The sequence below is a fragment of the Microbispora sp. H10885 genome (genome assembly GCF_014161415.1).
GTDB lineage: Bacteria > Actinomycetota > Actinomycetes > Streptosporangiales > Streptosporangiaceae > Microbispora > Microbispora triticiradicis.
In genome coordinates this window covers 200,814-215,208 of the sequence record NZ_JABBWY010000006.1, presented here as the reverse complement: position 1 = coordinate 215,208, position 14,395 = coordinate 200,814, and the positions used below count along the sequence as shown (strand labels likewise).

10 protein-coding genes are annotated in these 14,395 nt (G+C 73.0%); 4 read left to right on the top strand and 6 right to left on the bottom strand.

What is annotated here, in order from left to right; genetic code table 11:
• The first annotated feature begins 19 nt into the window (after positions 1–19).
• The 4 genes from HHX37_RS17625 (at position 20) to HHX37_RS17610 (ending at position 7,174) form a co-directional block, all read left to right on the top strand.
• On the top strand, positions 20–1,810 hold the full coding sequence (locus tag HHX37_RS17625; RefSeq protein WP_182886111.1) for a methylmalonyl-CoA mutase family protein: 1,791 nt from the start codon (positions 20–22) through the stop codon (positions 1,808–1,810).
• On the top strand, positions 1,807–3,936 hold the full coding sequence (gene scpA / locus HHX37_RS17620) for a methylmalonyl-CoA mutase (RefSeq protein ID WP_138461086.1): 2,130 nt from the start codon (positions 1,807–1,809) through the stop codon (positions 3,934–3,936). The genes HHX37_RS17625 and scpA overlap by 4 nt, the downstream gene beginning before the upstream one ends.
• Positions 3,933–4,994, top strand: a complete 1,062-nt coding sequence (meaB, locus tag HHX37_RS17615) for a methylmalonyl Co-A mutase-associated GTPase MeaB (protein ID WP_182886110.1) — start codon at positions 3,933–3,935, stop codon at positions 4,992–4,994. Before scpA ends, meaB begins: the two co-directional genes overlap by 4 nt.
• Positions 4,995–5,221: 227 nt before the next feature.
• On the top strand, positions 5,222–7,174 hold the full coding sequence (locus HHX37_RS17610) for a CehA/McbA family metallohydrolase (RefSeq protein WP_310740418.1): 1,953 nt from the start codon (positions 5,222–5,224) through the stop codon (positions 7,172–7,174).
• A gap of 17 nt (positions 7,175–7,191) precedes the next feature.
• Here the strand turns inward: HHX37_RS17610 and HHX37_RS17605 are convergent, their stop codons facing one another.
• The 6 genes from HHX37_RS17605 to efeO form a co-directional block, all read right to left on the bottom strand.
• On the bottom strand, positions 7,192–7,812 hold the full coding sequence (locus HHX37_RS17605) for a hypothetical protein (protein ID WP_182880627.1): 621 nt from the start codon (positions 7,810–7,812) through the stop codon (positions 7,192–7,194).
• Positions 7,799–9,364, bottom strand: a complete 1,566-nt coding sequence (locus HHX37_RS17600) for a VWA domain-containing protein (RefSeq protein ID WP_182886109.1) — start codon at positions 9,362–9,364, stop codon at positions 7,799–7,801. The genes HHX37_RS17605 and HHX37_RS17600 overlap by 14 nt, the downstream gene beginning before the upstream one ends.
• Positions 9,361–10,524, bottom strand: coding sequence for a toxic anion resistance protein (locus HHX37_RS17595; protein ID WP_310740417.1), 1,164 nt, complete (start codon positions 10,522–10,524; stop codon positions 9,361–9,363). Before HHX37_RS17595 ends, HHX37_RS17600 begins: the two co-directional genes overlap by 4 nt.
• Positions 10,525–10,580: 56 nt before the next feature.
• The gene (locus HHX37_RS17590) at positions 10,581–11,717 is read right to left on the bottom strand and encodes a hypothetical protein (protein WP_182886108.1); all 1,137 of its coding nucleotides are present in this window, start codon (positions 11,715–11,717) and stop codon (positions 10,581–10,583) included.
• 204 nt (positions 11,718–11,921) lie between these two features.
• Positions 11,922–13,172 (bottom strand): iron uptake transporter deferrochelatase/peroxidase subunit, encoded by a 1,251-nt coding sequence (efeB, locus tag HHX37_RS17585; protein ID WP_310738054.1) that lies wholly within the window; start codon positions 13,170–13,172, stop codon positions 11,922–11,924.
• A 70-nt stretch (positions 13,173–13,242) separates the two neighbouring features.
• Positions 13,243–14,385 carry an iron uptake system protein EfeO gene (gene efeO / locus HHX37_RS17580; protein ID WP_182886107.1) on the bottom strand — a complete coding sequence of 381 codons (1,143 nt, stop codon included), beginning with the start codon at positions 14,383–14,385 and terminating at the stop codon, positions 13,243–13,245.
• Positions 14,386–14,395: the final 10 nt, after the last annotated feature.

The following is a 14,395-nucleotide window of genomic DNA, read 5'->3' as shown; positions in this document are numbered from 1 at the left end:
TGCCCATAGCATCCGGTTCATGACGGTGCCGCCTGTTGAACTCGACGACCTCGCCGATCCCACCGCAGGATTTCCGCAGGCAACGCGGGAACGGTGGCGCGCGCTCGCGCTCGGGGTGCTGCGCAAAACCGGCTGGGAGGGGACGGACGACGCGGCCGAGGACGCCCTGTCGACCATCTCCTATGACGGTGTCCGGATCGCCGCGCTGTACGACGCGAGCGACCTGCCCGACGCGCCGCGCGTAGTCCGCGGACCCGGCCTGTGGGACGTGCGGCAGCGGCACGCCGACCCCGACCCGGCCGTCACCCGCGAGGCGATCCACGCCGACCTGGAGAACGGCGTCACCTCCCTCTGGCTCGACCTGACCTCGATCGACCCCGCCGCGCTGCCGGCCGTGCTGGACGGCGTCCTGCTCGACCTCGCCCCGGTCGTCCTCGACGCCGGGCCCCGTACGGCGGAGGCGGCGGAGGCGTTCCTGCGCCTCGCCGGGGACGTGGCGCTGCCCGGCGGGAACCTCGGCGCCGACCCGATCGGGCTGGCGGCCCGCACCGGCGCGCCGGCCGTCCTGGACGACGCGGTGACGCTCGCCCGCCGCTGCGCGGCGGATCACCCCGGCCTGCGGGCGATCACCGTCGACGCGCTGCCGTACCACGACGCGGGCGGCGCGGACGCCGACGAGCTCGGCTGCTCGATCGCGACGGGCGTGGCCTATCTGCGGGCGCTGACCGGCGCGGGACTGACGGTAGAGCAGGCGCTGGGCCAGATCGAGTTCCGGTACGCCGCGACCGCCGACCAGTTCCTCACGATCGCCAAGCTGCGGGCGGCGCGGCGGATGTGGGCGCGGGTGGCCGAGGTCGCCGGAGGGCCGGGGCGCCAGCTTCAGCACGCCGTCACGTCCTCGGCGATGATGACGGTGCGGGACCCCTGGGTGAACATGCTGCGCACGACCCTGGCCTGTTTCGCGGCCGGGACGGGCGGGGCCGACGCGGTGACCGTGCAGCCGTTCGACGCCTGCCTCGGGCTGCCCGACGCGTTCGCCCGGCGCATCGCGCGCAACACCCAGGCGCTGCTGGTGGAGGAGGCCGGCGTCGCCCGGGTCGCCGACCCCGCCGGGGGCTCGTGGTACGTGGAGCGGCTCACCGACGACCTCGCCCGCCGGGCCTGGGAGTGGTTCCAGGAGATCGAGCGGTCCGGTGGGATGGCCGCGGCGCTGGAGCGGCTGGTCCCGGAGCGACTGGCGGAGACGCGCGCCGCGCGGGCGGTGAACATCGCCCACCGGCGGGACCCGATCACCGGGGTCAGCGAGTTCCCCGACCTGGGGGAGAGACCGGTCACCCGGAGGCCGGGCCCCGGCCTCGCCCGTACGCCCGGCGACGGGCTGCCGCTGGTGCGCCACGCCGAGGAGTTCGAGGCGCTGCGCGACCTCGCCGACGCGCAGCCGAGCCGGCCCACGGTGTTCCTCGCCACCATCGGGCCGATCGCCGCGCACACCGCGAGGGCGACGTTCGCGGCCAACCTGTTCGCCGCGGGCGGCATCGCGACGGTCGCCGGCGGGCCGGGCACCGACCCGGCCGCGATCGCCGCGGCGTTCCGCGAGTCCGGCGCCCCCGTGGCCTGCCTGTGCTCCAGCGACCGCCTGTACGGCGAGCACGCGGCGGCGGTCGCGGCGGCGCTCCGGGAGGCGGGGGCGCGGAAGGTGTGGCTGGCGGGGAAGGGCGAGTATGAAGGGGTGGACGCCAATGTGTACGCCGGATGCGACGCGCTCGGGGTGCTCCGCGCGACGTTCGACGACCTGGGAGTGAGCCGATGATTCCGGATTTCTCGGAGATAGATCTGGGATCGGGCGCCGCCGCGCCGGAGGTCCCCGGCGGCGGGCCGGCGTGGGAGACCCCCGAGGGCATCGCGGTGAAGCCGTTCTACACGGCCGCCGACCTCGGGGCGGACGGCGCCCCGCGGACCTATCCCGGTCTCGCGCCGTTCCTGCGCGGCCCGTATCCCACGATGTACGTCACGCAGCCGTGGACCATCCGGCAGTACGCCGGGTTCTCCACCGCGGAGGCGTCCAACGCGTTCTACCGGCGCAACCTCGCCGCCGGGCAGAAGGGCCTGTCGGTCGCCTTCGACCTCGCGACCCACCGGGGCTACGACTCCGACCACCCGCGCGTCGCGGGCGACGTCGGCATGGCGGGCGTGGCGATCGACTCGATCTACGACATGCGGCAGCTGTTCGAGGGGATCCCGCTCGACCGGATGAGCGTGTCGATGACCATGAACGGGGCGGTGCTGCCGATCCTGGCGCTCTACATCGTCGCCGCCGAGGAGCAGGGGGTCACGCCCGACAAGCTGGCGGGGACCATCCAGAACGACATCCTCAAGGAGTTCATGGTCCGCAACACCTACATCTACCCGCCGGGCCCGTCGATGCGGATCATCTCCGACATCTTCGAGTACACCTCCCGGAACATGCCGAAGTTCAACTCCATCTCGATCTCCGGCTACCACATTCAGGAGGCCGGGGCGACCTGCGACCTGGAGCTCGCGTACACGCTGGCCGACGGCCTGGAGTATCTGCGGGCGGGCGTCGGGGCCGGGCTCGGCATCGACGAGTTCGCGCCGCGGCTGTCGTTCTTCTGGTGCATCGGCATGAACTTCTTCATGGAGGTGGCCAAGCTCCGCGCCGCCCGGCTGCTGTGGGCCCGCCTGGTGAAGGGCTTCGGGCCGGAGAACCCCAAGTCGCTGTCGCTGCGCACGCACAGCCAGACGTCGGGCTGGTCGCTGACCGCGCAGGACGTGTTCAACAACGTCGTACGGACCTGTGTGGAGGCGATGGCGGCCACCCAGGGGCACACCCAGTCGCTGCACACGAACGCGCTGGACGAGGCGCTCGCGCTGCCGACCGACTTCTCGGCGCGGATCGCGCGCAACACCCAGCTTCTGCTCCAGCAGGAGTCGGGCACCGGCCGGGTGATCGACCCGTGGGGCGGCTCCCACTACGTGGAGTGGCTGACCCGCGAGCTGGCCCGGGCGGCGTGGAAGCACATCCAGGAGGTCGAGCAGGCCGGCGGCATGGCGAGGGCCATCGACCAGGGGCTGCCCAAGATGCGCATCGAGGAGGCGGCCGCCCGCACGCAGGCCCGCATCGACTCCGGCGGCCAGCCGGTGATCGGCGTCAACAAGTACCGCCTCGAGGCCGACGAGCCGATCGAGGTGCTGAAGGTCGACAACACGGCGGTGCGCGACCAGCAGATCGAGAAGCTGCGCAGGCTCCGCGAGGAGCGCTCGGCCGACGCGGTCGCCGGGGCGCTGGAGGCGCTGACCAAGGGCGCGGCGAGCGGGGAGAACCTGCTGGAGCTGGCGGTGAACGCGGCCAGGGCCAAGGCGACCGTCGGGGAGATCTCCGACGCGCTGGAGAAGGTCTTCGGACGGCACGCCGCCCAGATCCGTACGATATCGGGGGTGTACCGGGCGGAGGTGGGCGGCGCCGCGGACCAGGTCCGCGAGGCGAGCGCGCAGTTCGAGAAGGCGGAGGGCCGCAGGCCCCGGATCCTCGTCGCGAAGATGGGCCAGGACGGCCACGACCGGGGCCAGAAGGTGATCGCGAGCGCCTTCGCCGACCTCGGCTTCGACGTCGACGTCGGCCCGCTGTTCCAGACGCCCGAGGAGGTCGCCCGGCAGGCCGTCGAGGCGGACGTCCACGTGGTCGGGGTCTCCTCGCTCGCGGCCGGGCACCTGACGCTGGTGCCCGCGCTGCGCGAGGCGCTCGCCGGGCTCGGCGCGGCAGACATCATGATCGTGGTCGGCGGGGTGATCCCGCCCGGCGACGTGGCGGAGCTCCGGGCCGCGGGCGCCTCGTCGATCTTCCTGCCCGGCACGGTGATCGCCGACGCCGCGCTGGAGCTGCTGGGCGAGCTGTCCGCACGGCTGGGCCACAAGTGACCGCACCGGTGGTCGAGGACTACGTCGAGGGCGTGCTGTCGGGCGACCGGCGGTGGACCGCCCGGGCGATCACGCTGGTGGAGTCGACCAGGGCCGATCACCGGGAGCTGGCGCAGCGGCTGCTGGTCGAGCTCACCCCGTACGCCGGGAAGGCCCGCAGGGTCGGGGTGTCGGGGGTGCCGGGGGTCGGCAAGTCGACCTTCATCGAGGCCCTCGGCACCTATCTCACCGGCCAGGGGCATCGGGTGGCCGTGCTGGCCGTCGACCCCTCGTCGCGGCGCTCGGGCGGCAGCATCCTGGGGGACAAGACCCGGATGGCCAAGCTGTCGGCCGACCCGGACGCCTTCATCCGGCCGTCCCCGACCGCCGGGACGCTCGGCGGCGTGGCGAAGGCCACGAGGGAGGCCGTCGTCGTCGTGGAGGCGGCCGGCTACGACGTCGTGCTCGTCGAGACCGTCGGCGTCGGCCAGTCGGAGACCACGGTCGCCGACATGGTCGACACGTTCCTGCTGCTCACCCTCGCCCGTACGGGAGACCAGCTCCAGGGGATCAAGAAGGGCGTGCTGGAGCTCGCGGACGTGATCGCGGTCAACAAGGCCGACGGTGAGCACGAGATGGCCGCGCGCCGGGCCGCGCGGGAGCTGTCGGGGGCGCTCCGGCTGCTGCGTTCGGCCACGCCGGTGCTGACCTGCAGCGGGCTCACCGGCGCGGGCCTGGAGGAGCTGTGGGCGCACGTGGTGCGTCACCAGGAGGGCGCCGACCTCGCCGGCCGGCGCAGCCGCCAGCAGGTCGAGTGGACGTGGGCGCTGGTCACCGACCGCCTCATGGCCATGCTGCGGGAGACGGTCGCGCCGCTCGCGCCGGAGATCGAGCGACAGGTCCTCGACGGCACCCTCACCCCGGCCCTCGCCGCCGACCGCATTCTCGCGGCCTTCCTGCCCGCCGCTCCCGACGCGTCGGGCACCACCGGGGGCGCCACCGGGGACGCCACCGGCCCGGACGCCGGGAAGAGCCCGGCGTCCGGCGCGGGCACCGCCGCGGAGCCTCCGCCCGCCTGACGCACGGGCCTCGCCCGCCTGACGCACGGGCGCCGCCGGGGCCCGCCGCGTGTGCCTCCGGAGGGGCGGGTACGGAACGCCGGTGGAATCCTGGGGGCACTCGGGTCATCACCTTTCCCCCGGGTGAGACAGATCGCTACCCGTGGGCCCGGGCACGTGCAATTGCACGTTTTCTCCGGTCGAAACCGTGCCACGATGTGGCCGCATTCGACTACGGGGAGGTGCGAATGACCCACGACCCGATGACGCCGCCACAGGTGGAGCGGGCGCTGCGGGAGTACGGCGCGCTGCTGTCCGCGCACGGGATCACCTGGGGTGAGCCGCCGCTGGGATACGTCCGGATGATGCCGTTCCTCCGGTTTCCCCCGGTGGCCGGGCGGATGGCTTACGGGCCCGACCTCGACGCGGCCTTCCGGGACGCGCTGGGCGGAGAGGTCCCCCGGGGCCTGGTGGTGCTGCGACTGACCCCGGACGGCCATCGCCTGGAGCACGGCCCGGCCCGGCCGCTGCTGTCCCCGGGGGCCGTCCCCATCGTCCTGCTGGTCGACTCCGCACTGCCGGGCCGGGTGGAGGTGACGGCCGGCGGCGTGCCGTACGCGATCGCCGCGGGCGGCGCCCGGCTCCTCGACGTCACGACCGCGACCACGCTGACCGTGGACGGCGAGGCGGTGGACCTGTCCGGGCTCACCCGGTCGGCGCGGGCCGCGCGGCTGCGCCTGCGCGCGGGCTTCCCCTGCCGCTGGAGCGTGACGTCCCGGGACGGCCAGGGGTGGTACCCGGACGGCGCGCCGGAGCGGCGGGACAACGACGACGTGCCGTTCTTCCACGGCGACGACCTCGTGCTCGCCGTCCCCGCCGAGCCCGTCGCGATCAGGGTGACCCGCGGCATGGAGTACGGCGTGGCCGAGACCACGGTGGTCCCGAGGGAGGGGGAGGAGACGCTGGTCGGGCTGACGCCGCAACGGCTGTACGACGCCGCCGCCCGGGGCTGGTACGGCGCGGACCTGCACGTCCACCTGAACTGGGCGGGTGACCTGGTCGCGGCCCCTTTCGAGGCGGCGGCGGCGCAGCACGGCGAGGACCTGCACGTGCTGAACCTCGTCGCCGGGAACGTCGCGGGCGACCGGGTCTACGACCTGGAGGCGTTGCGGCACTGGGCCGGTCGCGACCTGCCGTGGTCGGACGCCGGGCACGTGGCCCGGATGGGCGTGGAGTACCGCAACGACCTCTTCGGCCACGTCCACGTGTTCGGGATCGCCGCGCCGCCCGCCGTCTGCCACACCGGCTTCGGCGCGGACGCCGACTGGCCGCCCAACGGGACCGTCTGCGGCGACCTGCGGGAGCCGCGCGCCGTGCTGGGGTACGCCCACCCCTTCCACGGGCCGGTCTCCTCGCCCGAGGACGTCGTCGCGGGCGGCGCCAGGAACTGCTCCGGCCGCGCCCTGGTGGTGGACGCCGCGCTCGGCCTGGTCGACGGGATGGAGGTGCTGCACTTCAGCGACCTGTCGGCCACGCCGGGGACCGCCGAGGTCTACCGGAGGCTGCTCGGCGCGGGCAACCGCCTCGCCGCGCTCGCCGGGACCGACGCCATGCTGTCGTTCACCCGCCAGGACACGGTCTCCAGCCCGCCGGGCTGGGAACGCGTCTACGCCCGCGTGGACGGCCCGCTCGGCGCCGAGTCGTTCGCCGAGGCCGTACGGCGGGGCCACACGTTCGCCACCACCGGCCCCTGGCTGGAGCTCACGGTGGACGGCCTGGGCCCGGGGGAGACGCTCAACCTGGACGGCGGCGAGACGGTCACGGTCCGGGCGCGGGTTGTCGGGCCGGAGGTGGAGCACCTGGAGATCCGCACCGCGGACGGCGTGACGGCCGAGGGACCGGGTCCCGAGATCACCGTGTCCCTGACGGTGGACGCGCCGGTCTACGTGGTCGCGGTCGCCCGCGGCGGCGCCCATCCGCGGTCACCCGGCGGCCGGGCGTACGCCCACACGAGCCCGGTCCATCTCGACGTGCGGGGACGGCACGTGGCCCGCCCCGAGGACGTCCGATGGTGCCTGCGCTGGCTCGACCTGCTCGACGAGCTGATCAGGGACCGGGCCCGGCTGCACACCAGGGCCCAGCTCCGCGATCATCTCGACCTCGTCGAGAAGGCCAGGGCGGTGTACGAGTCGCGCCTGTGACCGCCGGCCCTCCCGCTCTACAAGTCGAGTGAAGAACCCCCGAAGCGGTCCCGCAGGAACCGGCCCTGGTCCCTGAGGGCCTGCTCGTCCCCCTGGTAGACGGCCTCCGCGACGGCCGACAGCCCCGACTCCAGCAGGCCGAGCTGGGCCATCAGCTCCTCGTGCGCGCTGCGCTCACGCGACCCCCGCCGGGTCAGCGCGTACGACCTGGGCAGGTTCGCGTACGCCTCCAGGCTGGTGGGCAGGTAGTCGCGGACGGCCTGCGAGACGACGTGCAGGTGGTCGGGGGCGGAGGTGAGCGCCTCCGCCCTGGCCAGCACCTCACGCAGGATCCCGGCGAGGTCGCCGACCTTCGCCACCACGTCCTCGGGGAAGCGGGCGGTCGTCACCTTCGCCACGAGGGCGTCCAGGTCGGCCCGCAGCGCGCGCGTCTCCACCTCGGCGTTGGAGATCGTCAGCCGGACCCGGTCGGGCGGGGTGAGCAGGGCGCCCACGCCGTACAGCCCGGCGACGACCACCGGCCACAGCGACCCGGCGAGTCCGAGGAAGTGCAGCGCGAGACCGCCGAGCGCGAGCGCGGAGCCGACGATGTTCCGCAGCGAGCCGAGGTAGGCGAGGACGCGGTCACTGGTAGCCACGGATCTCCTTGAACGCCGAGGCGAGGGAGGCCTGCCGGGCGTCGAACACCGCGCCGCCGGTCAGATCGGAGACCTGGCGCATCTCGGAGACGTCGCTGTCGCCGAACAGCACGACGAACGTGGGGACGTGGGTGTTCAGCGTCCGGTGGAAGGCGGCGAAGTCCTCGTAGGAGGAGCCGTCGGTGTTCTCGCCGTCGGTCATCAGGACCACCGAGGTGAAGCTTCCGCCGTCCTGCTCGCTCCCGAGCGTCTGGTACGCCGCGCGCAGGCCGTCGTAGATGGCGGTGCCGCCCCCGGCCTCCAGGCCGTCGCCGTACGCCCGGATCCGGGCCAGGACCGGTGCGGGGTCGCCCTCCGGCACGGTGAACGTGCTCCCCGGGCCGGTCCCGGTGTTGAACGGCAGCAGGGTGACCGTCTCCCGGTCGCGGAACCGGGAGAACCGCCCCGACACGGAGGTGTCCGCGCCGGTCAGCGTGGCGAGCGCCGCCCTGAGCGCCGCGATGCGGTCGCCCTCCATCGACCCGGAGGTGTCCAGTACGAACAGCGTGCGCGACGGGCGGCGCACCTTGTTCAGGTACGCGCTGATCAGCGCGTCGGCGGCGCTGCGCCGGTTGGGGAAGGGCAGCTCCAGCAGCGGGGCCGTGCCGAACCTGGCGTCGGGCGGCACCTCGGGCACGATGGGCCGGCGGGCCGTGGTCGTCATGATCTCGCGCTGCGCCGCCGGGGTGCGCAGCCAGGCCGCCAGCTTGCCGTACTGCGCCTTCTTCGGCGAGGACGCGAGCAGCGTGAGCGGGTAGTCCGCGGTGACGACGCCGTCCGCCGGGTAGACCAGTGTGAGCGGCTCGCCTCCGGCGGAGCGCAGGCCGAGCAGCACGGACTCGTAGTTGATCAGCCCGTCCACGTCAGCGCGCCGGCGGAAGGCGTCGGCGAGCCAGCCGGAGGAGCCGGCGGTGAGGGTCTGGGCGGCGAAGAACCCGGTCAGCTTGGGGGTGACGGCCGTGATCTGGGCCTGGTCGAGCGCCTCGCCCGCGTCCGACAGCGCCGCCGCCACCCCGACCAGGGCGGAGAAACCGGAGTTGGACGACGCGGGGTTGGTCATGCCGAAGGTGAAGCGGTGTCCGGCGGCGGCTTCGGCGATGTCGGTCCAGGTGACCTCGCCGGTGTCCCAGTGCAGCTCGCGGGCCTTGGCGCGGGTGAGGCCGAGGACGACCGGGGACACCATGATCTTGGTCTGGGTGGACAGGCGCGCGGTCGCCCCGTCGATCAGGGACAGATAGCGGTTGGAGGAGAACCAGACGGCGTCGTAGCGGCCGTCCGCGGCGCCGCTCGCCACCTGCTCGGCGCCGTCCAGGGTGCCGGTGTAGGAGAGCGACACCTTCACGCCCGCCGCTCCGGCCGCCTTGGCGAGCAGCGGCTCCAGGTCCTTGATCTCGCTGCCCGCCAGGACGCGCAGTACGGCGGGGTCGTCCGGCGGGGACTCGGCTCCGCCGCCCGAGCAGGCGCCCGTGGCGGCCAGCAGCAGGGCCAGGGCGGCCGTGAGCGCTCGCCTCATGACGCGGCCTCGTCGGCGCGGCGGGACCGCTCCAGGTAGACCCGGGCGTGGTCGAGCTCCACGGTGAGGTTGCCGACGGTGACGGCCATGCTCTCCACGGCCTTGGCCCGGAAGCCGTCGATCATGTCCATCGTCGAGTAGACGTTGTCGAACGCCTTGCTCAGCGTCTCCATGCTCACGGTCGTGGCGGCGGCCTGGGTCTGGATGTCCCCGGCCTGGGTGCGCAGCATCTCGCTGGTCGCGAGGATCAGGTCGGAGGTGGTGGCGTTCAGCGCCGTGATCTGGTCGAGCACGAGCTTCTGGCCGGCCAGGGCCTGGGCCACGGTGACGGCCGTGCGCAGCGCCGCGATCGTCGTGGTGGTCGCCCGCTCCACCCCCTTGATCAGCTCCAGGTTGTTCTTGCGCACCAGGTCGAGCGCGAGGTAGCCCTGGGCCGACACGGCGAGCTGGGTCAGCAGGTCCTGGTGCTTCTGGCGCACCCCGAAGAGCGCGTCCGACCGCAGGGCGTTCGCCTTCTCCGGGTCGGTGAGCTCGATCCGGTCGATCCGCTCCTGGAGGGCCGAGTCGAGCGCCGCCGCCAGCACGGCGTACTCCTGGAGCTTCGTCATCGACTCCCAGAGGTTCGCCTTCTCGCCCTCGATCGCCGCGTTGTCCTTGCGCAGCTCGTCCTGCCCGGACTTCAGCGCCCGGATGATGTCGTCGATATGCTTCTGCGCGCTGCGGTACCTGGCGAAGTAGTCGCGCAGCCGGTCGCCGAACGGGATGACGCCCAGCAGCCGCCGGGTGCCCGCGGTCGCCTGCTTCGGGTCGAGGTCGACGATCGTCCGGCGCAGCGCCACGAGCTGCCCGGCGACCCGCGCCTGACCGTCGGCGCCCTCACCCTTGGCCGAGGCCAGCGCCGCCACCGGGCGCCTGAGCATCCGGTTGGCCACCTGGGACGAGGCGCGGATCTCCGAGTCGCCCATCGAGGTGATGTCGTGCACCTTCCTGGTGAACTCCGGCGACCGGTGGTCGAGCGTGCCGAGCTCGTCGGCGAAGCCGGCCGCCTTCCGGGCGAGCTCGCCGGCGCGCTCGCCGGGGAGCGGCAGCATGGTGGCCGCCTTCTCGACCGGCACCGCAGCCACCGGGGCGGGCGGGGTCAGCACGAGATCTTCGGACACGGATGTCCTCTCTTCCTGGGACTCTTCCTGGAAACTGTCTTCCTGGACAAGGGGGGTCAGGACGACGGCTTCGCACCGGCCAGATAGCGCCGCTCGATGGTCGCGACGAGCTCCTCCAGACGGTCGTAGGCGGGCGGCTCGACCACGTCGACCAGGCTTCCGGGGACCGGCGCCTTCGCCTTGGCCGCCAGGCCCGCGAACACCCCGGGATCGGCGGTGCGGAAGCCGTGCCTCGCGGCGAGGCGGGCGAACTCCGGGTCCTCCTGCAGCAGCCGCCCGACCTCGGCGGCCCGGGCCGTGAGCGGCACGAGCGTGTGCTTGCTCAGCACGGTCGGCGCGGGGTAGATCAGCCGCATGTCGGGGCGGACGGCCCCGCCGCCCGCGAACAGCCGCGCGGCGTACTGCGCCTCGTAGATCACCACCATCGGGGTCTTGCCGATCCCGAGCGCGAGATAGTCCTCGAAGGGCGCCTCGGTGCTCGACTCGGAGTAACCCTGGTCGAGGAAGAGCGGCGCGATCTTCGCGGCCGCGGCCGCGACCTGCTCCCGGGAGCTGACGACGTCGTCGCCGTTGGCCACGTAGCTGGTCGCCGCGAGGTACATGGCGGCGGAGTTCGACGTGCGGACGTCGGTGGTGGTCAGCAGGACCCGCTTGCGCGCCCGGTAGGCGGTGTTTCCGGGCAGCGCGTCCCAGCGGGTGCCCCGGGCGACGAGGTCGAGAAACCGCCGCAGGTCGAGGACCTGGTAGCCCGAGCCCGAGTCGCGCACCACCCCCGCCTTCGCCAGCACGTCCACGATCGGCTGGAAGGTCGCGACGGCCATCGGCGAGTAGAACGGCGAGTACGTCCGGGAGATCTTGCGCGTCTGCCGGATCTTCTCCGCCGCCGGGACGCTGGAGGGGAAGGCGAAGTCGTACGGGCGCAGGTCCACGGTGGACGCGATCTCGCGGGAACCCGCGGTGTCGACCTCGACCCGCAGCCCGTGCCTGGCGAACGCCGCCCTGACCGCGGCGTCGTCGAAGAAGGGTTTCTTCTCCGAGCCGATGACGCCGCGGACCGTCGTGAGCGCTCCCTGTCCGTCGCCGCGCCCGTCGCCCTGCCCGTCACCGTCGCCCCGGTCGTCGCCGAGCACGAGGGCGAGGACGACGGCCACACCCAGCAGCAGCGCCAGCCCGACCCCGATCCAACGCTTCATTCCCGGTTTCCTTCGCCCCGTGGCTCTGAATTCCCCGTACCCGAATTATGGGAGAAAAGGGAAATTCGCGGGCGGAAGGAAAGATGGATCCCGAGGAATTCCGCGCATGTTCACGGTGAATTCATCGAAGCGACGATCGGGGTCTCTCCAGCCGGAATTCAGTTGCCTCGAAAATGGACAAAGCGCTATTTCAAGGACAAGTGCTCAGGTGAACAGCGTGCGGCCCCAGTAGTCGCCGCCGTCGACCACCCCGGGCGGACAGGCGAACAGGCCGCTGGAAACGTGCTTGATGTACTCGTTCAGCGAGTCCTTCTGCGACAGCATGCGCTGGATCGGCACGAACTGCTTGCGCGGGTCGCGCTGGTAGGCGATGAAGAAGAGGCCGGCGTCGAGCCGTCCGAGGCCGTCGGAGCCGTCCACGAAGTTGTAGCCGCGCCGCAGCAGCCGGGCGCCGCCGTGCGCGTCGGGGTGCGCGAGCCGTACGTGCGCGTCGCCGGCGATCGCCGGCTGCCCGTCCGGGCCCTTCGCGGCGAAGTCCGGCGCGTCGAACTCGTCCTTGCCGGTGAGCGGCGCGCCCTTGCCCTTGTCCCGGCCGAAGATGGCCTCCTGCTCGGCCAGCGGGGCGCGGTCCCAGGTCTCGATGTGCATCCTGATCTTGCGGGTGACGAGGTAGGCGCCGCCGTCCATCCAGGCCGGTCCGTCGCCGGGCGCGGCCCACAGGTGGTCGCGCAGCATGGAGGTGTCCTCCAGCTTGAGGTTGTTGGTGCCGTCCTTGAAGCCCATCAGGTTGCGCGGCGTCGCCTGGGCCCGGGAGGTGGAGGAGGTGCGGCCGAAGCCGAGCTGCGAGTAGCGCACGGAGACCTTGCCGAAGCCGATGCGGGCGAGGTTGCGGATCGCGTGCACCGCCACCTGGGGGTCGTGCGCGCACGCCTGCACGCAGATGTCCCCGCCCGAGATCTCGGGCTGGAGGTCCTCGCCCGGGAAGGCGGGCAGGTCGGCCAGCGCCGCGGGCCTGCGGCCGGCGAGGCCGAACCGGTCGTCGAACAGCGAGGGGCCGAAGCCGACGGTCAGCGTCAGGCCGGACGCGGGCAGGCCGAGGGCCTCGCCGGTGTCGTCCGGCGGCGCCTCCGGCGCGCCGCCCACGGCGCCGAAGGTGCCGGCGTCCCTGCCCTGGGTCATCCGGGCCGCGGCCGCCGTCCACTCCTGGAGCAGTTCCACCAGCTCGCCCCGGTCCTTCGTGATCACGTCGAAGGCCACGAAGTGGAGCCGGTCCTGGGCCGGTGTGGTGATGCCGGCCTGGTGGGCGCCGTAGAAGGGGACGGCGTCGGAGGCGGCGGAGGCGTACGCGACCGGCTGCTCCGCGAGGGAGCGGGTGGCGAGCGCACCCGCCCCGACGGCGGCCACCCCCGCCGCGCCGAGGCCGAACAGCCGCCTGCGGCTCAAGCCCTCGCTCACGGTGCCTCCCTCACAGTGTGTTCCCGCCTCGCCGAACCTTCCGAACCGCCTGCCGGAGCGCCTTCCGGGCTCACTTGACCACCACCGCCGCGACCCTGCTGATCGGCTCGGCCAGCGCGTTGATCGCGTCGGACAGCGCCCGCAGGTCGTCCTTGGACAGCTCGGTGTGCAGCTTCCACCCGTCGCCGTCACGGTGCCGGCCGAGCGCCGCCTCCGCGTCGGCGAACTTCGCGTCGAGCGTCTTGACCAGATCGGCGTCGCGCTCCTCCAGGACCGGGCGCAGCGCCTGTACGGCCGCCTTCGAGCCCTGCAGGTTGGCGTCGAAGTCCCACAGGTCGGTGTGCGAGTAGCGGTCCTCCTCGCCGGTGATCTTGCCGGTGGCCACCTCGTCCAGCAGCCCCTTGGCGCCGTTGGCGAGCTGCACGGGGGAGAGGTCGACCGCCGCGGCCTTCGTCACGATCGTGTTCACGTCGGTCATCAGCTTGTCGGCGATCGGGCCGTCTCCGCCGACGTCCTTCTTGACCCACAGGTCCTTCTCGATGCGGTGGAAGCCGGTCCACTCCTCGCCGTCCGGCACGTCGTTCTCCCGCGCGTCGATGGCCGGGTCGAGGTCGCCGAAGACCTCGGCGACGGGCTCGATCCGCTCCCAGTAGGTGCGGGCGACCGGGTAGAGCTCCTTGGCCCCGGCCACGTCGCCGGCCTTGACCGCCTCGGTGAACTCCCTGGTCTTGTCGAGCAGCGTGTCGGACTGGCTCTTGATGTAGCGCTTGTAGCTGGCCACGGCCTCGGCGAGCCCGGCGTCGCCGCTCAGCGGCTTGTGCTCGCCGCTGACCTTGAGCGGGCCGCGGATGCCCTTGCCGGTCATCCCGGGCTTGCACGCGGTCTCGTACATGCCGGCGGGGAGCTCCATCACGACCTCGCGGGTCAGCCCGGGCACGATGTTCTCCACCTCGCCCATCACCCGGTCGCCCGGCGCGTACACATAGAACTCGGTGACCTTCGTGCCGCTGTTGGTGATGGCGAAGGTCGAGGTGCCGGCCGCGAGGTCGGACTTCGCCACCTTGCACTCGGTGTCGGTGGCGGCCACGGCGATCGCGCCGGAGCCGGCCGCGGTCGCCTCGGTGCCGGCACCGGCGCCGGAGCCGGTGGACGAGCAGGCGGTGAGGCCTGCCAGGGCCATGGTCGCGACGGCCAGGACAGTGGGGGTGCGCATCGGGTGGACT